This is a genomic window from Gordonia shandongensis DSM 45094 (assembly GCF_000423025.1).
Classification (GTDB): Bacteria; Actinomycetota; Actinomycetes; order Mycobacteriales; family Mycobacteriaceae; genus Gordonia; species Gordonia shandongensis.
Genome location: NZ_AUHE01000018.1, coordinates 67,443 through 85,106, shown reverse-complemented (window position 1 = coordinate 85,106; position 17,664 = coordinate 67,443). Strand labels below are relative to the sequence as shown.

The 17,664-nt window shown below is 68.5% G+C and carries 18 protein-coding genes; 10 read left to right on the top strand and 8 right to left on the bottom strand.

Going from position 1 to position 17,664, the window contains the following annotated elements:
* Nucleotides 1-844 (top strand): C40 family peptidase (locus G528_RS0113695; protein ID WP_026919462.1); only part of this gene is annotated, 844 nt, incomplete at its 5' end.
* A gap of 214 nt (nucleotides 845-1,058) precedes the next feature.
* A complete protein-coding gene (locus tag G528_RS18490; protein WP_156890453.1) occupies nucleotides 1,059-1,406 on the top strand; it encodes a hypothetical protein in 348 nt (115 codons plus the stop codon).
* A 185-nt stretch (nucleotides 1,407-1,591) separates the two neighbouring features.
* Here the strand turns inward: G528_RS18490 and G528_RS0113685 are convergent, their stop codons facing one another.
* From G528_RS0113685 to sigK, 3 genes are all read right to left on the bottom strand, one after another.
* A complete protein-coding gene (locus G528_RS0113685; RefSeq protein ID WP_026919460.1) occupies nucleotides 1,592-3,280 on the bottom strand; it encodes a cytochrome c biogenesis protein DipZ in 1,689 nt (562 codons plus the stop codon).
* Between the two features lie 84 nt (nucleotides 3,281-3,364).
* Nucleotides 3,365-4,072 carry an anti-sigma factor gene (locus tag G528_RS0113680; RefSeq protein ID WP_026919459.1) on the bottom strand — a complete coding sequence of 236 codons (708 nt, stop codon included), beginning with the start codon at nucleotides 4,070-4,072 and terminating at the stop codon, nucleotides 3,365-3,367.
* Nucleotides 4,065-4,646: an ECF RNA polymerase sigma factor SigK gene (gene sigK, locus G528_RS0113675; RefSeq protein ID WP_245569782.1), complete on the bottom strand. Its 582-nt coding sequence runs from the start codon at nucleotides 4,644-4,646 to the stop codon at nucleotides 4,065-4,067. The genes G528_RS0113680 and sigK overlap by 8 nt, the downstream gene beginning before the upstream one ends.
* 117 nt (nucleotides 4,647-4,763) lie before the next feature.
* Between sigK and G528_RS18265 the strand changes: the two genes are divergently transcribed.
* Together G528_RS18265 and G528_RS18740 are read left to right on the top strand one after the other, a co-directional pair.
* Nucleotides 4,764-5,084 (top strand): hypothetical protein, encoded by a 321-nt coding sequence (locus G528_RS18265; protein WP_084638228.1) that lies wholly within the window; start codon nucleotides 4,764-4,766, stop codon nucleotides 5,082-5,084.
* An 89-nt stretch (nucleotides 5,085-5,173) separates the two neighbouring features.
* Complete coding sequence (locus G528_RS18740; protein WP_026919456.1) at nucleotides 5,174-6,448, top strand: hypothetical protein; 1,275 nt, start codon at nucleotides 5,174-5,176, stop codon at nucleotides 6,446-6,448.
* 18 nt (nucleotides 6,449-6,466) lie between these two features.
* Here G528_RS18740 and G528_RS0113660 read toward each other — a convergent pair whose 3' ends face one another.
* Nucleotides 6,467-7,588: an adenosine deaminase gene (locus G528_RS0113660; RefSeq protein WP_026919455.1), complete on the bottom strand. Its 1,122-nt coding sequence runs from the start codon at nucleotides 7,586-7,588 to the stop codon at nucleotides 6,467-6,469.
* A 91-nt stretch (nucleotides 7,589-7,679) separates the two neighbouring features.
* Here G528_RS0113660 and G528_RS17615 point away from each other — a divergent pair, with 91 nt between their 5' ends.
* The gene (locus G528_RS17615) at nucleotides 7,680-8,684 is read left to right on the top strand and encodes a glycerophosphodiester phosphodiesterase family protein (RefSeq protein WP_035720106.1); all 1,005 of its coding nucleotides are present in this window, start codon (nucleotides 7,680-7,682) and stop codon (nucleotides 8,682-8,684) included.
* Here the strand turns inward: G528_RS17615 and G528_RS0113650 are convergent.
* Nucleotides 8,671-9,996 (bottom strand): thymidine phosphorylase, encoded by a 1,326-nt coding sequence (locus tag G528_RS0113650; RefSeq protein WP_026919454.1) that lies wholly within the window; start codon nucleotides 9,994-9,996, stop codon nucleotides 8,671-8,673. The two genes, G528_RS17615 and G528_RS0113650, sit on opposite strands and share 14 nt — an antisense overlap.
* Nucleotides 9,993-10,457 (bottom strand): cytidine deaminase, encoded by a 465-nt coding sequence (locus G528_RS17610; RefSeq protein ID WP_051198847.1) that lies wholly within the window; start codon nucleotides 10,455-10,457, stop codon nucleotides 9,993-9,995. The genes G528_RS0113650 and G528_RS17610 overlap by 4 nt, the downstream gene beginning before the upstream one ends.
* Nucleotides 10,458-10,653: 196 nt before the next feature.
* Here G528_RS17610 and sdhC point away from each other — a divergent pair, with 196 nt between their 5' ends.
* The 5 genes from sdhC (at nucleotide 10,654) to G528_RS17605 (ending at nucleotide 15,473) form a co-directional block, all read left to right on the top strand.
* The gene (gene sdhC / locus G528_RS0113640) at nucleotides 10,654-11,061 is read left to right on the top strand and encodes a succinate dehydrogenase, cytochrome b556 subunit (protein WP_084638227.1); all 408 of its coding nucleotides are present in this window, start codon (nucleotides 10,654-10,656) and stop codon (nucleotides 11,059-11,061) included.
* 15 nt (nucleotides 11,062-11,076) lie between these two features.
* Nucleotides 11,077-11,508, top strand: a complete 432-nt coding sequence (locus tag G528_RS0113635) for a succinate dehydrogenase hydrophobic membrane anchor subunit (protein ID WP_026919452.1) — start codon at nucleotides 11,077-11,079, stop codon at nucleotides 11,506-11,508.
* Nucleotides 11,509-11,524: 16 nt separating this feature from the next.
* The gene (sdhA, locus tag G528_RS0113630) at nucleotides 11,525-13,279 is read left to right on the top strand and encodes a succinate dehydrogenase flavoprotein subunit (RefSeq protein ID WP_026919451.1); all 1,755 of its coding nucleotides are present in this window, start codon (nucleotides 11,525-11,527) and stop codon (nucleotides 13,277-13,279) included.
* On the top strand, nucleotides 13,279-14,058 hold the full coding sequence (locus tag G528_RS0113625) for a succinate dehydrogenase iron-sulfur subunit (RefSeq protein WP_026919450.1): 780 nt from the start codon (nucleotides 13,279-13,281) through the stop codon (nucleotides 14,056-14,058). Before sdhA ends, G528_RS0113625 begins: the two co-directional genes overlap by 1 nt.
* 116 nt (nucleotides 14,059-14,174) lie before the next feature.
* Entirely contained in the window at nucleotides 14,175-15,473 is a 1,299-nt protein-coding gene (locus tag G528_RS17605; protein ID WP_156890452.1) for a D-alanyl-D-alanine carboxypeptidase family protein, read from the top strand.
* 37 nt (nucleotides 15,474-15,510) lie between these two features.
* On the opposite strand, the gene G528_RS0113615 is transcribed toward G528_RS17605, so the two are convergent.
* Nucleotides 15,511-16,575: a YhjD/YihY/BrkB family envelope integrity protein gene (locus tag G528_RS0113615; RefSeq protein ID WP_026919449.1), complete on the bottom strand. Its 1,065-nt coding sequence runs from the start codon at nucleotides 16,573-16,575 to the stop codon at nucleotides 15,511-15,513.
* 48 nt (nucleotides 16,576-16,623) lie between these two features.
* Nucleotides 16,624-17,643, bottom strand: a complete 1,020-nt coding sequence (trpS, locus tag G528_RS0113610) for a tryptophan--tRNA ligase (RefSeq protein ID WP_035720104.1) — start codon at nucleotides 17,641-17,643, stop codon at nucleotides 16,624-16,626.
* Nucleotides 17,644-17,664: the final 21 nt, after the last annotated feature.

Genomic DNA, 17,664 nt, shown 5'->3' with positions numbered 1-17,664 from the left:
CGGGACGCGGACCGCGTTGACGGCGGCGGGCGACGATGCGGCGCGCAGTGCGGCCGCGGCGCGGGCCGGATGGCACGGGGTCGGCGGGGACGCGGCGGCGGCCGCCGCCGACCGGGTGGGGCGAGCCGATGAGACGGTCGGTGAGTCGGGTGCCGACCTCGCCGCCCTCATCGAGTCCGCCGCGGGGCATGTCCGCGCGGCCAACACCGAACTCAATGCGCTGGTCGAGTCGTTCGTCGCGGCGGCGTCCACGGTTCCGGCGGTCACGACGCCTGCGGGTCTGGCCGCGCTGGTTCCGCTCGCGGCCGATCACATCGCCCGCGGGATGCAGGTCATCGCACGGGCCCGAGACGAGCTGGCTCGCGACACCGCGCAGTTGGGGCGTTTCCAAGCGCCCGCCGATACGGCCCCGCCCGGAGCGACGGCACTCGATGGGAACTCGACGGCGCCGGGGCGGATCCCGATCACCCTGCCGGACGGGTCCGTGGCGTACGCACCCAACCAGCGGGCGGCGAAGGCCGTGCGTGCGGCGTTGTCGATGCGCGGCACCCCGTACGTGTGGGGTGGAACGGAACCCGGCGGGTTCGACTGCAGCGGCCTCACCCAGTGGGCCTACCGGCAGGCGGGACTGGAGATCCCGCGTCTGGCGCAAGATCAGGACACGGCCGGATTCCAGGTGTCGCAGGCCGATCTGCAACCCGGCGACCTCGCCGTATGGTCGGGTCACGTCGCGATGTACGTGGGCAACGACCAGATGATCGAAGCCGGAGATCCAGTTCAAGTGAACCCGGTCCGGACCACCAATCTCGACCACACCTTCGAGGGCTTCTATCGGCCGCGGTGAACGCGGGACGGCAGCGTCGATGGCGACTGATTCGGATTGGAAGCTAGCGTCAAGGGGACGCCGTCGGTGGGATCGATATCGCGTGCGCACAGAATCTGTACGCCAACGTTGTGACGGATGAGTTTGTCGGAGGGGGTGAAGGCTGTTGTGGAAAAAAAGAAGACCGAAAACGGTCCAAGTGATCCTTGCCCGGGATGAGACCACACTCAAAACAGTGTTCGCGGGAATCGCGGCAGACCGCGACGATGAAATCTTTATCGCAGGTCAGATCGACTCTGATCGGATCGTCTGCTGGAGTTATCCTCAGACCGTTCACCCCAGTAAGAATGGTCCCGTCGACAGCGGTCGCGTGTATGTGGTTTTCGAGAACGGAGGACCGCAGGACCATCCGGTCGTGGGGTGGGATCTCGACTTTGATGCGGATCCCCGCGGGGTGTTCTCGGATCGGGCCGGGGCGGAGTCCTTCGCCGCGAAGATCGCCGACAGTGTCCTCAGTGTCCATATCTGGGAGGTCGAAATCGGGTGGTTCGACCGTCGGTTGGTCACCGAACGAGGCGTGTAGACGAGTGGTCAGGGTTCGATTCGGTCGGGAAGCTGCGCGGCGGCATGGATAGCTGATGAAAGCAGGGCGATGTGTTCGGGCTGAACTCGTCACGACGGCCAGAACAGGGGTACTCGACACATGAGATGAACCTGACGTACCTCGCTCGCGGCAAAACGCTCACCTGGACGCGTTAGGCTCGACCGTCACCCGAAGGTGAACGTGTAGACGCTCACCCCGTCGGCGAGATCGAGCACGGCCTCCCGCCGCGCGTCGTCGCCCATCGCAAGGGTGTACAGCCGCGGAGGACCCGACACGTCGACGATGCGATCGGCGGCCCCCGGAACGTGCACCACGACGCGGCCGCGGCCGCCGAGCACGGCATTCACCGTCGACGCCGTCGACGCCACCCGGACCCGCGCATCATGCACAGCGCGCACCGACTCCCCCGACACCTCGAAACGTCCCGACAGCCCGAACGAGTCGTCGGGCTGCCGCGCGCCGAACGCGAAATCGCCCGTCCCCTCCCGCAGGTCACCGGTTCCGCGGTAGGCGTCACCCGCCCGCAACGGGTTGAGGTACATCTCGGGCGACCGATGACCCGTCACAGCCGTGTCGTCGTCGGCCCCGCTGACGGGCGCCGGCAGATCGACACCCGGCGACGCCTCCCGCAGCAGACTCCGGATCCGCGACTCCATCTGCTCGTAGCCGCCCTCGCCGTAACCGACCGCACGGACGCGGCCCTCCGCGTCGATGAGATACTTCGCCGGCCAATACCGATTCTGGTACGCGTTCCAGATCGCGTAATCGTTGTCCTGCACCACCGGATACCCGATGTGCTCGTCGGCGATCGCGGACGCCACATTGCCCGCGTCCTTCTCGAACGCGAACTCCGGAGTGTGGACACCGACGACCTCCAGCCCGGCCTTCCGATACGCCGACCACCAGCTCCGCACATGCGGACCGTCGCGCAGACAGTTGATGCACGAGTACGTCCAGAAGTCGACGAGCACCACCCGCCCCCGGAGACCGTCGAGCGTCAACGGCCGCCCCTCGGGCGTGTTGAACCAGCGGCCGCCGCCGTCGAAACCCGCAGCCGGTCCGCAGTCGGAGAGGCCCGACCCGCTGCCCGTGCAGTCGGCGGCGCCGCCCGCACTGCGGCCGAGAGCGTCGTTCACGGCGTCGGACTGCGACAACGCCCGATCGATCGCCGAGGTGTACGAGGGGATGGCCTGCTGCAGGCGCGTCGGGGCGTCGAAGACGAGCGCCACGGCGAGCCCGATGAGAATCACGCCGCCCACCGCGCGGAACGCCCGCTGGCGGCTCCGGTACGCGGCCAGACGCGCCGACAGCGATGCGCCGGCCACAGCGAAGATCGCCAGCGGTGTGGCCGCGCCGATCGCGAACGACACCGTGAGCACCACGGTCCCCCACCCGATATGACCGGTGGCGCCCGCGACGGCGATCGCAGCGAGCACCGGACCGGCACACGGGACGTAGAGCGTTCCCAGACCCAGACCGAGCACGAACGGAGCCAGCCGGCCACCGCGTCCGGTCGGCGCCCACCCCGGAATCCGTGCGAAAGGCCGTTCCAGCAGGTGCGCGACCGCGGGAACCATCATCCCCACCCCGATGAGCGCCAACAGGACGATCCCCGTCCACCGCAACACACCGGACGGGAGCCCCAGCGCCGCCAACAGCAGCGTTCCCAACAGGGTGATCAAGCTGAAGCTCACCGCGACACCGGCGATGATCGCCACCGCCCGCGCCCGAGGCCGGCCCGCGCCCGCCGAGTCGGCCCCGGTCACGAAGATGATGGGAATCATCGGCAGGACGCACGGCGACACACCGGTCACCAGTCCGCCCACCAACCCCACCAGGATCATTGCCAGCATCGTGATCGACTCCCTCGCCGTCGCGGACCGCATTGCCGGCCCGTCACCGAGGATTCGTCACGACGCCGACCCCGGATTGGCCGGTCACGGCATCGGGAACGAGACCAGCATCGGTGAGCTCGGTGCGGACGACCCGCTCATCGGCTCCACCGACACCGACACGTCGGCAGGCCGATCCATGTCGGTCATCAACACGCTCGACGAGTCGCCGCCGGTGACCATGCCCGCCGACTTCATGCGCCCGCCGACCGTGATCCACACCTGGTAGCCCATCGCGTCGGGTGCCGGCGGCAGGTTCTCGGCCGTCACCACCGTCGCCCGCTGCGACGGCGCATACATCGCCTTCACCTCGCCGCCGCCGATCGGGCCCGTCGCCTTCCGCATGTCGGGGGCGCTGAGCACCTTGTCCATCATCGCGTCGCTCGCCGTCACCGACGACGACGCCGGATCGGCGTTCCGGTCGAGAATCCGCCACGCCGCCACGCCGCCGCCGGCCGCGACGAGCACCACCGCTGCCGCCGCGACCGCTCGGCGACCGCGCAGCAGCCGCACCGACCCGGCCGACCGCCGGCCGGTCGGGTCGGCGTCGACGGCCGCCAGAACCCGCCGTCTCAGATCCGGGGGCACCTCGACCGCCCGGTCACCGAGTCGTGCCGCCTCCTCCTGCCACATCGCGACCTCCTCGTCGCAGTCGGCGCAGGCGTGCACATGCCGTCGCACGCGCGCCGCCTCGACCTCGTCGAGGACGTCGAGCGCGTACAGCGCGAGCAGATCGTTCGGGTGGTCACCCATCGATCACACCTCCCATGCACGTGCGCAGTCGTTCCAGGCCGTCGCGGATCCGCGTCTTGATCGTCGCGGGATTCACTGCGAGCGACGTCGCCACCTCGCGGTAGGTGAGACCACCGAAGTAGGCGCGATCGATCGCCTCGCGCTGTCTGGTCGTGAGGGTCTCCAGACACGCCCGCACCCTCGTCCGCTCGTCACGGGCCACGACGTCGTCGCTCACCGAGTCGAACGCCGGGGCCCGGGCCGACTCGAACCGCTCATCGCGGCGGTGCTCGGCCACATCGTGTCGCACGGTGTCGACCGCGCGGCGGTGCACCAGGGTCGTGATCCACGCCGACGCGCTGCCCCGCGCGGGGTCGTAACTCGACGCGGTGCGCCACACCTGGAGCCACGCCTCCTGGAAGACCTCCTCGCTGCGCGCCCGGCTCCCGACGACGCGGCGGGCGAGCCCGAGCGTGCGGGGGCCGAGCGTGTCGAAGAGCTCCGTGTACGCGGACCGGTCGCCGGCCGCCACCGCGACGAGCAGGTCCTCGGGGGTGGCGGCCTGCCCCGGCGGTGAATCGTTCAACGTCCTCACACTGTCGATTCGACACCGAACGTCCCCCGGATTGGCACCCATCCGTGAGATCCGCGGCACCGAATCACCGTTGAGGGCGCAGTCCGCGTCCCACGACCGACGAGGAAGGGAACCACCGTGAACATTCGGACCAACAGGAAGACCCGCCGTACCGGCGCCGCGCTGACGGCCGCCTGCGCCGCCGCCCTGATCGCGCTGCTCGGCGCGTGCAGCGATTCGGACTCCTCCGACGACACGCCGTCGTCGGACATGATGTCGCCGACGTCCGAGATGACCCCGTCGGACCAGATGACCCCGTCGGACCAGATGATGCCGTCGGACCACATGTCCCCGGACAAGAGCATGGCGCCGGACAAGAGCATGATGCCCGGCGATTCGATGGCGCCCGGCGACTCGATGGCGCCGTCGATGAAGCCGTCCATGTCACCGTCGATGTAGTCGTTCGAGCAGCCGTCGGCCCCGCCCCGGGAGCACTTGGGGCGGGGTCACTCGGCATTCCGATCGGATTGTGATTACGCTCTGTGATCATGGCCGGTGACATCGTTCCCATCGAACTCGGACTGACCGAGGGCAACTTCTTCACGCTGTGGGCTCCACGGTGGCGTGAGGGCGACGACGAGTGGGAGGCGCTCCTCGGGCTCGAGGACGACCTCTACGCGTTCCCCAACGCCGCCGAGCTGGTCGCGTTCGTTCGCACCGACGACGAGAACGACCTCGCGGACCACCCGGCGTGGGAGCTCATCAAGAAGGTTCAGGCTGCGGAGCTGGTACCCGACGACCGGCACAGTTACGACCTCATCGGGGTGCCCGAACTCGCCGCCGAGGATCCCCGCCCGGAGGTCCTCGCCGAGCTCGAGGACGCGCTGGAGATCGTCCGCATCATCGGTGAGGTCTGCGAGCTGACCCCGATCACCAAGGTGTTCAACGGCAACCCGATCCTCGGCGCCGTCACCGTCGGGACCACCAACTTCGACGGCCGCGAGGGCATCGACCTGTGGGTCCGCATCGGCCGCCTCATCGCCAAGCATTGGGACGACGTGATCGACGCGCTCGACGACGTGGTGACGGTGCCCGACGTCGATTCGGATGCCGTGCAGGTGGCCGACGACGAGATCGCCGCCGCCGCATCGGCGGAGGACGAGGACGAGCCGGAGTTCGACTCGATCGACCCCCTCTACGAATCCGACGACGGTGATGATGACGACGGTGATGACGACGACTCCGACGACGACGATGATGACGACGACGTCGACGAGTTCTGGGGCGCGATCGGCATCGACCCGATCCGGATCTACACCGACGGTGGAGAGTTCCTGACCCTGCGGTGCTACCTGGACGACGATCCGCTCTTCCTCGGTCGTCGCGGCACGATCTTCGGGTTCGGCTCCGAGCGCGCACTGACCCGTTTCCTGGCCGACAACGACGATCACGACCTGGCCAAACTGGCGACGTTCGGCGAGGTCCGGGACATGGCGGAGACCGGGGAGATCGAGTACCCCGTCCTGCCCGACAACACGTACGCGCTGCAGGGCATCGACGAGGACATCCTCGACGGACCCCGTCGCGTGGACGCCAAACAGGTCGATCTGGCCGCCGAACTGCTGCTCGACGCCGGCGACTACGCGGGCATCGACTCGGTCAACGAGGCGTTGGCCACCACCACGCCGCTCGGCTGGTTCGTCGACTACGCCGCGCATCCGGACCCCAAACGGCTGGCGCCGTCCGGCCCGTTCGACAACGAGGCCGAGGTGTGGCGGGCGCTGGTGCACGATTTCGAGGAGCGCCTGGTCCGACGCGGCTGATCGGCGGTCGGCCGCCGATCAGCCCCGCAGCACGGCGAAGCCGGGTTTCACCACGTCGTCGATGATGCGCAGGCGTTCGGGGAACCCGAGGAACGCCGACTTCATCGCGTTGACGGTGAAGCGTTCGAAATCGGTCCACCCGTAGCCGAACTGGTCGTGGAGGACCATGAACTCCCGACTCATCGTCGTGTCGCTCATCAGCCTGTTGTCGGTGTTCACGGTCACCCGGAATCGCAGTGCCGCCAGCACGTCGAAGGGGTGGTCGGCCAGCGACGCGACGGCGCCGGTCTGGACGTTGCTGCTGGGGCACAGTTCCAGCGGGATGCGCTTGTCGCGCACGTACGCGGCGACGCGCCCCAGCCGAGCGTCGGCGAACTCCGGATCGCCGGGTCGAGCGCCGTCGGGGATCGTCACGTCGTCCATGACGCGGACCCCGTGCCCCAACCGGTCGGTTCCGCAGAATGCGACGGCCTCGTGGATCGACGGCAGCCCGAACGCCTCCCCGGCGTGGATCGTGAAGTGCGCGCACTGCGCCCGCAGGTATTCGAAGGCGTCCAGGTGCCTGCTCGGCGGGTTGCCCGCCTCGGCGCCGGCGATGTCGAAGCCGACCACGCCGCGGTCGCGGTAGGCGACGGCGAGGTCGGCGATCTCCCGGGATCGTGCCGCGTGACGCATGGCGGTCACCAGGACCCGCACGATGATCGGTCGACCGTCGCGTTCGGCCTGCCGCTGCCCCTCGTCGACGCCCCGCAGCACGGCCTCGACCACTTCGTCGAGACTCAGGCCGCGCTCGAGATGCTGTTCGGGTGCGAAGCGGACCTCGGCGTAGACCACGCCGTCGGCCCACAGGTCCTCGACGCATTCGCGGGCGACCCGCTCCAGCGCCGGCGCGGTCTGCATGACGCCGACCGTGTGCTCGAAGGTCTCCAGGTATCTGTCGAGCGAGCCGCTGTCGGCGGCCGTCGCGAACCAGCGGGCCAGCGAGTCTGCGGTGTCGGCGGGCAGCCGGCGGTAACCGTCCGCACGGGCGAGGTCGAGGACAGTCGACGGGCGCAGACCCCCGTCGAGGTGGTCGTGCAGGAGGACTTTGGGCGCCAGTCGGCACCGGTCGAGGGTGATGGGTTCCCCAGTGGACGTCATGGTCTCCGACGGTAGCGCCGATCGGCGGCGTTGACCCGGTGGTCACCCCGCGGTCACCGCGCCGTCATCCGGCCCGATTAGCGTCCCGGCCATGAGATCCCGTCTGTGCCGCCTCACCACCGCGCTGATCGCCGTGACGATCGCGTGCTGCGTCCCGCCGTCGTTCGCCGCAGCCGCCCCCGACGGTGCGATCGATCTGCAGTCGCATCGCGGTGGTCGCGGTGAGCACACCGAGGAGTCCCTGTACGGTTTCGCCCGATCCATCGAGCTGGGGGTCACGACGCTCGAACTCGACATCGTCCTGACGCGCGACGGTGTGCCGCTGGTGTGGCACGACCCGGAGATCTCGGCCGACAAGTGCCGCGACACCGTTCCCGCGTCGTTCGGCGACCGCAGCTTCCCGTATGTCGGCAAGGACGTCCACGACCTCACCTACCGACAGATCAGCACGCTGGTCTGCGACCGTCGACTGGCCGACTTCCCCACCGCCGAGCGGGTGCGGGGCAATCGGATCGCCACGCTCCGTCAGCTGTTCGACCTCGCTGCGACGTATCGCGGCAACCGGGTGCGGTTCAACATCGAGACCAAGATCGAGGCACAGGCCCGGTCGCGGAGCGCCACTCCGGAGCAGTTCGTGTCGACGATCCTCCGCGAGGTCCGTCGCGCCGACGTCCTCGACCGAGTCGAGATCCAGAGTTTCGATTGGCGCAGTCTGCCGCTCGTGGCGGCCCGCGCCCCGGGTGTTCCGCTCGTCGCGCTGTACGACGAGAGCACATGGAAGCCCGGTTCGGTGTGGCTCGGTCCGGTCGACTACCGCCGGTGGGGCGGGGATGTGGTCGCCGCCGTCCGAGATGCCGGCTTCGACGTCCTGTCGCCGAACTTCACGCTGTCGGACGCCGCACTGGTGGCTCGCGCGCACGCGGCGGGGCTCCGGGTGATCCCGTGGACGGTCAACAAGCGGTCCGACATGATCGCCCAGCTCGACCACGGTGTCGACGGGATCATCACCGACTACCCGACCCGCCTGCGCGCGGTGCTCGCCGACCGGGGTCTGCCGCTGCCGCGCGCCCATCGAGCGCGAGTCACCGCGTCCTGACGGTTCCGCCCGGGGCGACCCGGTCGAGGATCCGCGATCGCGGCGCCGCCGTGTCCGCACGCTCCCCGATCGTCACCGCGTCCGACAGCGCCCGCACTGCCGCATCGATCGTCTCCTCATCGTCGGTGTGCAGGGTGAGCAGCGGTGCGCCCCGCCGGACGGGATCCCCGATTCCGGCGTGCCAGGTGACTCCGGCGGTGGACGACACCGCGTCGCCGGGGCGACTGCGCCCCGCACCGAGCAGCCAGGCCGCCTCCCCGACCGCGAGGGCGTCCAGACCGGTGAGGACTCCGTCGGCGGCGACGAGCACGTCGTGGGTGTGGCGGGGTGTGGGCAGGGGTGCGTCGGGGTCGCCGCCCTGACCGGCGATCATCGCCCGCCAGGAGTCCATGGCCCGGCCGTCGGCGAGATGCTCGGCGGGGTCGACGTCGGACAGACCGGCGGCGTCGAGCATCTCCGCGGCGAGCGCGAGGGTCAGCTCGACCATGTCGGCGGGGCCGCCGCCGGCGAGGACCTCGAGCGCCTCGGCGACCTCGACGGCGTTGCCTGCGGAACGTCCGAGCGGTGCGGACATGTCGGTGATCAGCGCCGAGGTCCGGACTCCGGAGTCGCCGCCGAGCGCCACCATGATCTCGGCGAGCCGCCGGGCGTCGTCGAGGGAGGTCATGAATGCGCCGGATCCCGCCTTGACGTCGAGGACCAGGGCGGAGGTGCCCTCGGCGATCTTCTTGCTCATGATGCTCGCCGCGATCAGCGGGACGGAGGCGACCGTCCCGGTCACGTCGCGCAGCGCGTAGAGCAGCCGGTCGGCGGGCACCAGGTCGGCGGTGGCCGCGCACACGACCGCTCCGGTGCGTTCCAGCAGTGCGCGCATCTCGTCGACGTCGACGTCGGCCCGCCAGCCGGGGATCGATTCGAGTTTGTCGAGGGTGCCGCCGGTGTGTCCGAGTCCGCGACCGGACAGTTGCGGGACCGCGACGCCGTGGGAGGCGATGAGCGGGGTCAGCGTGAGGGTGACGGTGTCGCCGACTCCCCCGGTGGAGTGTTTGTCGACGGTCGGGAGCGGACGGCCGTCGCGGCGCAGGTCCGAGAAGTCGAGGCGGACGCCGGTGTCGATCATCGATCGGGTCCACGTGGCCGTCTCCCGCCGGGTCAGACCGCGCCAGACGATGGCCATCAGGAGCGCCGACATCTGTTCCGGTGCGACGGTTCCCGCGGTGTATCCGGCGATCACGCTGCGGATCTGCTCGTCGTCGAGGTCGGCGCCGTCGCGTTTCGCGGTGATGATCCCGACGGGGTCGGTGCGGCTCATCGGCCGGTCTCCGGGCGGTGTGCGGTCGCCGGGCGCGCCGCGTCCCGCAGATGGTCGGGCCCGAAGGCGTCGGGCAGCAGGGTCCCGAGTCGACGCGGCCCGTCGGCGGTGTCGACGAGGAGGTCGTCTCCGCCGAATTCGCGGAGCACCTGGCGGCAGCGTCCGCACGGGGTGAGCACGTGGCCGCGGCCGTCGGAGACGCTCACGGCCCGGAGCGTGGGGCGCGGTGCGTCGTCGGTCGTTCCGAGTGCACCGGCGGCGACCGCGGAACACACCATCGAGACCTCCGCGCACACGCCCAAACCGTATGAGACGTTCTCCACATTGGCACCGGAGACGATCTGCCCGGTCGATGTGATGCCGGCCGCACCGACACTGAACCGCGAGTAAGGTGCATACGCCCTGGTCATCACGGCTTTTGCGGTGTCACGCAATTGTGCGACATCGATTTCGTCGGCCATTTCGCCCATCTTTCCCGTCCGCCATTAAAGGTAAGGCACACCTAATTAAAAGTGTGGAGTTTGATCACATTGCTCAGGCAATTTACGACCGGACTCAGCTTAGGTTTAGAGTCAGGTGCATTGGGTCCCCCGCGACCTTCCCGATCGCCAGCGGCCCCATCCAATGAGTCGACGACACTGGAGGCGTAGTTTCGCGATGAGCACCCCCACCGAGGTTGCACCGGCACCGGTGCGTAAGCGCTCTCTGTACAGGGGCGACCCTGGCATGTGGTCCTGGGTGCTGCACCGCATCACCGGCGTGACCATCTTCTTCTTCCTGTTCGTTCACGTGCTCGACACCGCCGTCATCCGGGTGAACCAGGACACCTACACCGAGGTGATCAACACCTACAAGACGCCGCTGATCGGTCTCATGGAGATCGGGCTGGTCTTCTGCGTGCTCTACCACGCGCTCAACGGCCTGCGCGTCATCCTGATCGACTTCTGGTCGAAGGGTGCCAGGCTGCAGCGCCAGCTGCTCTGGGTGATCCTCACGATCTTCGCGATCGCGTTCATCGCCGGAGCCGTGCGCATGCTCCAGCTCCTGTTCACCCACGCGTTCTAAAGGAGCGTCAGACCAATGACTGAAGTCAAGACCCTCGGCACCTCGTACGATCGCCCGGCCAGCCTGGACGCACCGAACGCTCCGCGCGTCCGCAACCGCGGCAACTTCGAGAAGAACGCATGGCTGTTCATGCGCTTCTCGGGCATCGCCCTGATCATCCTCACGTTCGGCCACATGTTCATCATGCTGATGCTGGACGACGGCGTGCACCGCATCGACGCCGGCTTCGTCGTCGATCGCTGGAAGTCGCCATTCTGGCAGATCTGGGACCTCACCATGCTCTGGCTCGCCCAGCTGCACGGCGGCAACGGCGTCCGCACCGTCATCGCCGACTACTCGCGCAAGGACTCGACCCGCTTCTGGCTCAACGTCCTGCTCGCCCTCTCCATGATCCTCGTGCTGATCATGGGCACCTACGCGATCCTGACCTTCGGCGCCAGCAGCTAAGGAGAACTGAAAACCAATGCAGGAACACCGCTATGACGTGGTCATCGTCGGCGCCGGCGGCGCCGGGATGCGCGCCGCTCTCGAAGCCGCGCCCCGCGCCCGGACCGCAGTCCTGACCAAGCTCTACCCCACCCGCTCCCACACCGGCGCCGCCCAGGGCGGCATGTGCGCCGCCCTCGCGAACGTCGAGGAGGACAACTGGGAGTGGCACACCTACGACACGGTCAAGGGCGGCGACTACATCGTCGACCAGGATGCGGCCGAGCTGATGGCCAAGGAGGCCATCGACGCGGTCCTCGACCTGGAGAAGATGGGCCTCCCGTTCAACCGCACGCCCGAAGGCAAGATCGACCAGCGTCGATTCGGCGGCCACACCCGTGATCACGGCAAGTCGCCGGTCCGTCGCGCCTGCTACGCCGCCGACCGCACCGGCCACATGATCCTGCAGACCCTGTACCAGAACTGCGTCAAGCACAACGTCGAGTTCTACAACGAGTTCTACGCGCTCGACATCAACATGACGACCGACGAGAACGGCGAGCCCGTCGCCAACGGCGTCGTCGCCTACGAGCTGGCCACCGGCGAGATCCACGTCTTCCACGCGAAGTCGATCGTGTTCGCCACCGGCGGCTCGGGCCGCATGTACAAGGTCACCTCCAACGCCCACACCCTCACCGGTGACGGCATGGGCATCGTATTCCGCAAGGGTCTGCCGCTGGAGGACATGGAGTTCCACCAGTTCCACCCGACGGGTCTGGCCGGCCTCGGCATCCTCATCACCGAGGGCGTCCGCGGTGAGGGCGGCATCCTGCGCAACGAGAGCGGCGAACGCTTCATGGAGCGCTACGCCCCCACCATCAAGGACCTCGCACCCCGCGACATCGTCGCCCGGTCGATGGTCCTCGAAGTCCTCGAAGGCCGCGGCTGCGGCCCCAACAAGGACTACGTCCACCTGGATGTCCGCCACATCCCGGAGGAGACGCTGATGGCCAAGCTCCCCGACATCATGGAGTTCTCGCGCACCTACCTCGGCGTGGACCCCGTCAAGGAGCTCGTCCCGGTGTACCCGACCTGTCACTACGTGATGGGCGGCATCCCCACCAACATCAACGGACAGGTCCTGGCGAACAACGACCAGGTGGTCCACGGCCTGTTCGCCGCCGGTGAGTGCGCGTGCGTCTCGGTGCACGGCGCCAACCGTCTCGGCACCAACTCGCTGCTCGACATCAACGTCTTCGGCCGCCGCGCCGGCCTCGCCGCCGCGGAGTACGCCAACGAGTCGGACTTCGTGGAGCTCGAGGACAACCCCGACGGGATGGTCCAGGACTGGATCGCCCAGATGCTCAGCGATCACGGTCACGAGAACGTCATGGCGATCCGCACCGAGCTGCAGCAGACGATGAACGACAACGCCGCGGTGTTCCGCACCGAGGAGACGCTCACCAAGGCGCTCGAGGACGTCCGCGCGCTCAAGGAGCGTTACGACCACCTCACCGTCACCGACAAGGGCAAGCGGTTCAACTCCGACCTCCTGGAGGCCATCGAGCTGGGATTCCTGCTGGAGTTGGCCGAGGTCACCGTCGTCGGTGCGCTCAACCGCAAGGAGACCCGCGGCGGCCACGCCCGCGAGGACTACCCCGACCGCGACGACAAGAACTTCCTGGTCCACACCATGGCCTACAAGAAGGGCGAGGGACTGATCTCGGACATCGAGCTCGACTACAAGCCCGTCGTCATCACTCGCTACGAGCCGAAGGAGCGGAAGTACTGATGACTGCCACCATCGAGAACAATGCCAATGTCGCACCCCCGGTGCCGCCGGAGGCGACGATGGTCACGTTGAAGATCTACCGCTTCAACCCGGAGGATCCCGACGCCCAGGGCTTCGAGAGCTTCCGCGTGCCGGCGCTCCCGTCCGACCGCCTGCTGACCCTCCTGCTGTACACGAAGGGGTACCTCGACGGCACGCTCACCTTCCGACGCAGCTGCGCACACGGCGTGTGCGGCTCGGACGCCGTGCGTGTCAACGGCGTCAACCGGCTGGCCTGCAAGATCCTCATGAAGGACATGCTGCCGAAGGATCCGTCCAAGGAGCTCACGATCACCATCGAGCCCATCAAGGGGCTCCCGGTGGAGAAGGACCTCGTGGTCGACATGGAGCCCTTCTTCGACGCCTACCGCGCGATCAAGCCGTTCCTGGTGACCAGCGGTGAGAACCACGAGCCGACGCGCGAGAACCTGCAGTCGCCCGAGGACCGCGCACGGTTCGACGACACCACCAAGTGCATTCTGTGCGCGTGCTGCACCACGAGTTGCCCGGTGTTCTGGAACGAGGGCAGCTACTTCGGTCCGGCCGCGATCGTGAACGCGCATCGCTTCATCTTCGACAGCCGTGACGAGGGCGCCGCCGAGCGGCTCGACATCCTCAACGACGTCGACGGTGTGTGGCGCTGCCGCACCACGTTCAACTGCACCGACGCGTGCCCCCGCGGCATCCAGGTGACCCAGGCGATCCAGGAAGTCAAGCGTGCACTGATGTTCGCCCGCTAGAGACCTTCTCTGCAGCCCAGACTCCGCCCGCGGCCGTCATCGGCCGCGGGCGGTGTCGTGTGTCCGGGTCCGTCGATCGGGTGAGTCACGCCGCGCCCGGTATGGTGACCCCCATCATGCGGATTCTCACGACCACCATTCGTTCGCCGTACCCGCCCGCGGCCGTGCTCGCCGCGGCGGCCGTCGTGGCGAGCACGCTGCTCTCGGGTGCGGGCGCCGCATCGGCCGAGCCGACGGCCGGACTCGATCCGACCACCGTCCCGATGACCACCCCCGCCACCGACGACTGTCCGCACCGGACGAGCACGCCGCCCGCGGTCGACGCCTCGGAGGTCGTCCCCGCGGGACAGACGACACCGACGCCGCTCCCCGTGCCGACGCCCGCCGTGGGCGGTGAGCGGCTCGCCGGCTGCGGTCTGGTGACCGACCCCGCCGCCGGCGACGTCCCGTCCGGGCTGACCTCCGCCGGCTGGCTGATCGCCGACCTCGACTCCGGTGACGTGATCGCCGCGAAGGATCCGCACGGCCGATACCGTCCGGCGTCCACGATCAAGGTGCTCCTGGCGCTCACGGCGCTCGAGGAGATCGATCTGGACACCACCGTCACCGCGACCGCCGAGGACTGGACGGCCGAGGGCGACTCGTGCGGAGTCGGCCCGGGCGGCCGCTACACGCTGCGCGACATCATGACCGGGCTCCTCATGGTCTCCGGCAACGACTGCGCCGCCATCCTGGCCCGTGAGCTCGGCGGCGTGCCGACCGCCCTCGAGAAGATGAACCGGAAGGCCGCCGACCTCGGCGCCCGCGACACCCGGGCGGCCAGCCCGTCGGGGCTCGACGCCGCCGGCATGTCGACGTCTCCGTACGATCTGGCGCTCATCTTCCGGGAGGCCATGCGCAATGCAGACTTCCGCCACATGATCGCGCTGCGGACCTACGAGTTCCCCGGGTACCCCAAGCAGAAGGACGTCCCCGGCGACGAGGACCACCCGGGATACACGATGGGCACGTCGAACTCCCTGCTGCGCGACGGCTACCCCGGCATGCTCGGCGGCAAGACCGGCTTCACCGACGACGCCCGCAAGACGTTCGTCGGCGCGGTGACGCGGGACGGCCGGTCGGTGCTCATCGTCCAGATGTACGGGCTCAACTACGCCGGCAACTCGTACTTCGACCAGGCCGAGCGGATGCTCGACTACGGTTTCGCCGCACCCCGCGACGTCTCGGTGGGGTCCCTCGCGGTCGACGAGGACTCGCAGCGGTCGCCGCTGCACGCGCCGGAGACGAAGACCGCGTCGGCCAACGACTCCGCGTCGTCGGGACGCGTGTGGATCGCCGTCGGCGCCGTGGCCGCGGTGCTCGCCGCCGCCGGCGCCGTCTGGTTGCTCACCGTGCGGTCGCGGCGGCGGGATTGACCGGGCGGCGGGGTCGACCGGGCGGCGGGGTCGACCGTCAGTCGCGGCGGCGGCGCAGACCCGCGGCCCCCGCGAGACCGGCGGCGAGCGCGCCCACCCCGGCGGCCGTGACGAGCCGTCGCGCTTCGCGCTGCGGCTGCGCCTCGTAGACCGGAGCCAGGACCACCGGGGTCGGGTCGGGCTGCCGCGACTCCATCTCGTCGTCGATGATGTAGCCCTCGTTGCGGGTGTCCGCCGCGCACCAGGCGGCACTGTAGAGCACGATCCGCGAGGCGAGGTAGGCGAAGACCATCACACCGATGATCGGGCCGAATGCGGCGCCGGCGGGACTGCTCAGGACCGACCGCAGATAGATTCCACCCACCGACTTGAGGATCTCGAAGATCACCGCCGTCGCCAGCGCCGGCCAGAGGATCGCCGAGACGGAGAGCCCGTTGCGCGGGAGGACCTTGAGGACCACGATGAACAACGCCCAGGTGGCGGCCACCGAGACGAGGATCGAGGCCACCCGCAGCAGCAGCGAGCCGACCGTGGTCTCCTCGAGCCCGAGGAACTCCATGATCTGCTTTCCGAACGGCCCGGTGGAGACAACCGTGAGGCCGATCGTCGCCACGAACATCAGGCCGAGAACCACGAACATCGCCAGGTCGTAGAGCTTCTTGATGACCGCGTTCGTCTTGAGCCGCCCGCCCCACATCTCGGTGAGGGCGGTCCGCAGCAGCCCCATCCAGCCGATGCCGGTCAGGGACGCGGTGACCAGACCGATCACACCGACCGTGGTGCGCGACGCGATGGCGGAGTCGATCACCGAGTTGAGCTGCTTTCCGAGTTCACCGGGCGCCGCGTCGACGACGGCGTCGGTGACGGTGTCGAGGAGTTCGGGGTTCCACGCGAGAACGAAGGCGCCCACGGAGAACGACACCATGAGGATCGGGACCATCGCGAGGATTCCGGTGAAGCTGATCGCGGCGGCGTACGCGTTGCCCCGCCGCTCCGTGTACCACTCCAGCATCCTGAGCACGTGGGCGAGCCACGTCCATCGCTCCAGGAGGTTCTCGTACAGAGCCTTGGCCTGCGCGGTGAGCGCCTTGACGCGATCCATGGTTCCCTTCGTCGATCAGGTCCTGGTGAGACTGTCGCCGGCGTCAGGTCACGCTCGGCGACGGGCGAATCCCACCCTCTCGTACACGTCGGCCAACCGCACCGACGCGACGTCGCGGGCCCGGGCCGCGCCGTCGTCGAGAATCGCGTCCAGGTGTCCCGGGTCCGCGAGGATCTCGTCGACCCTGCTGCGCAGCGGCGTGACGAACTCGGTGAGGATGTCGGCGGTGTCGACTTTCAGGTCACCGTAGCCCCTGCCGTCATAGGAGGCGACGATTTCGTCGATGCCCCGGTCGGTCAGTGCCGCCTGGATGGTCAGCAGGTTCGAGACGCCCGGCTTGTTCTCCCGGTCGAATGCGACCACGCGGTCGTTGTCGGTGACCGCCGAGCGGATCTTCTTGGCGGACTTCTTGGGGTCGTCGAGCAGATTGATCAATCCGGCGTCCGAGTCCGCGGACTTGCTCATCTTGGCGACCGGATTCTGCAGATCGTAAATCTTCGCGAACTCGCGGACGATCTTCGCGTCGGGCACGGTGAACGACTTCCCGAACCGCTTGTTGAATCGCTGGGCGAGGTCGCGGGTGAGCTCCAGGTGCTGGCGCTGGTCCTCACCCACCGGAACGTCGTCGACGTCGAAGATCAGGATGTCGGCCGCCATCAGCATCGGGTACGAGAACAGTCCGACACCGGCGGAGTCGAGGCCGCCGCGCGCCGACTTGTCCTTGAACTGCGTCATCCGGCTCGCCTCGCCGAACCCCGTCAGGCACGTCAGCACCCAGGTCAGCTGCGAGATCTCCGGGACGTCCGACTGCAGGTAGATCGTGGCCTTCGACGGGTCGAGACCCACCGCGAGCAGTTGGGCGACCGAGCGTCGTGACCGCTCGCGCAGCACCTCCGGCTCGAACGGGACCGTGATCGCGTGCATGTTCGGGATGAAGTAGAACGCGTCGTCGTACTCGTCCTGGAGCTGCACCCACTGGCGCACCGCACCGAGATAGTTTCCGAGGTGAAAGGAGTCGCTGGTGGGTTGGATCCCGGACAGGACGCGACGAGGTGCGGCGGTGCTCATGGCGTCGATTCTTTCAGACGG

What these genes read in the sequence shown, in the direction of transcription:
- G528_RS0113685 (WP_026919460.1), bottom strand. Translation starts at nt 3,280, where the DNA reads ATGCTGGCAATGATCCTGGTGGGGTTGGTGGGCGGACTGGTGACCGGT.
- G528_RS0113680 (WP_026919459.1), bottom strand. Translation starts at nt 4,072, where the DNA reads ATGGGTGACCACCCGAACGATCTGCTCGCGCTGTACGCGCTCGACGTC.
- G528_RS18740 (WP_026919456.1), top strand. Translation starts at nt 5,174, where the DNA reads ATGGCCGGTGACATCGTTCCCATCGAACTCGGACTGACCGAGGGCAAC.
- G528_RS0113660 (WP_026919455.1), bottom strand. Translation starts at nt 7,588, where the DNA reads ATGACGTCCACTGGGGAACCCATCACCCTCGACCGGTGCCGACTGGCG.
- G528_RS17615 (WP_035720106.1), top strand. Translation starts at nt 7,680, where the DNA reads ATGAGATCCCGTCTGTGCCGCCTCACCACCGCGCTGATCGCCGTGACG.
- G528_RS0113650 (WP_026919454.1), bottom strand. Translation starts at nt 9,996, where the DNA reads ATGAGCCGCACCGACCCCGTCGGGATCATCACCGCGAAACGCGACGGC.
- G528_RS17610 (WP_051198847.1), bottom strand. Translation starts at nt 10,457, where the DNA reads ATGGCCGACGAAATCGATGTCGCACAATTGCGTGACACCGCAAAAGCC.
- sdhC (WP_084638227.1), top strand. Translation starts at nt 10,654, where the DNA reads ATGAGCACCCCCACCGAGGTTGCACCGGCACCGGTGCGTAAGCGCTCT.
- G528_RS0113635 (WP_026919452.1), top strand. Translation starts at nt 11,077, where the DNA reads ATGACTGAAGTCAAGACCCTCGGCACCTCGTACGATCGCCCGGCCAGC.
- sdhA (WP_026919451.1), top strand. Translation starts at nt 11,525, where the DNA reads ATGCAGGAACACCGCTATGACGTGGTCATCGTCGGCGCCGGCGGCGCC.
- G528_RS0113625 (WP_026919450.1), top strand. Translation starts at nt 13,279, where the DNA reads ATGACTGCCACCATCGAGAACAATGCCAATGTCGCACCCCCGGTGCCG.
- G528_RS17605 (WP_156890452.1), top strand. Translation starts at nt 14,175, where the DNA reads ATGCGGATTCTCACGACCACCATTCGTTCGCCGTACCCGCCCGCGGCC.
- G528_RS0113615 (WP_026919449.1), bottom strand. Translation starts at nt 16,575, where the DNA reads ATGGATCGCGTCAAGGCGCTCACCGCGCAGGCCAAGGCTCTGTACGAG.
- trpS (WP_035720104.1), bottom strand. Translation starts at nt 17,643, where the DNA reads ATGAGCACCGCCGCACCTCGTCGCGTCCTGTCCGGGATCCAACCCACC.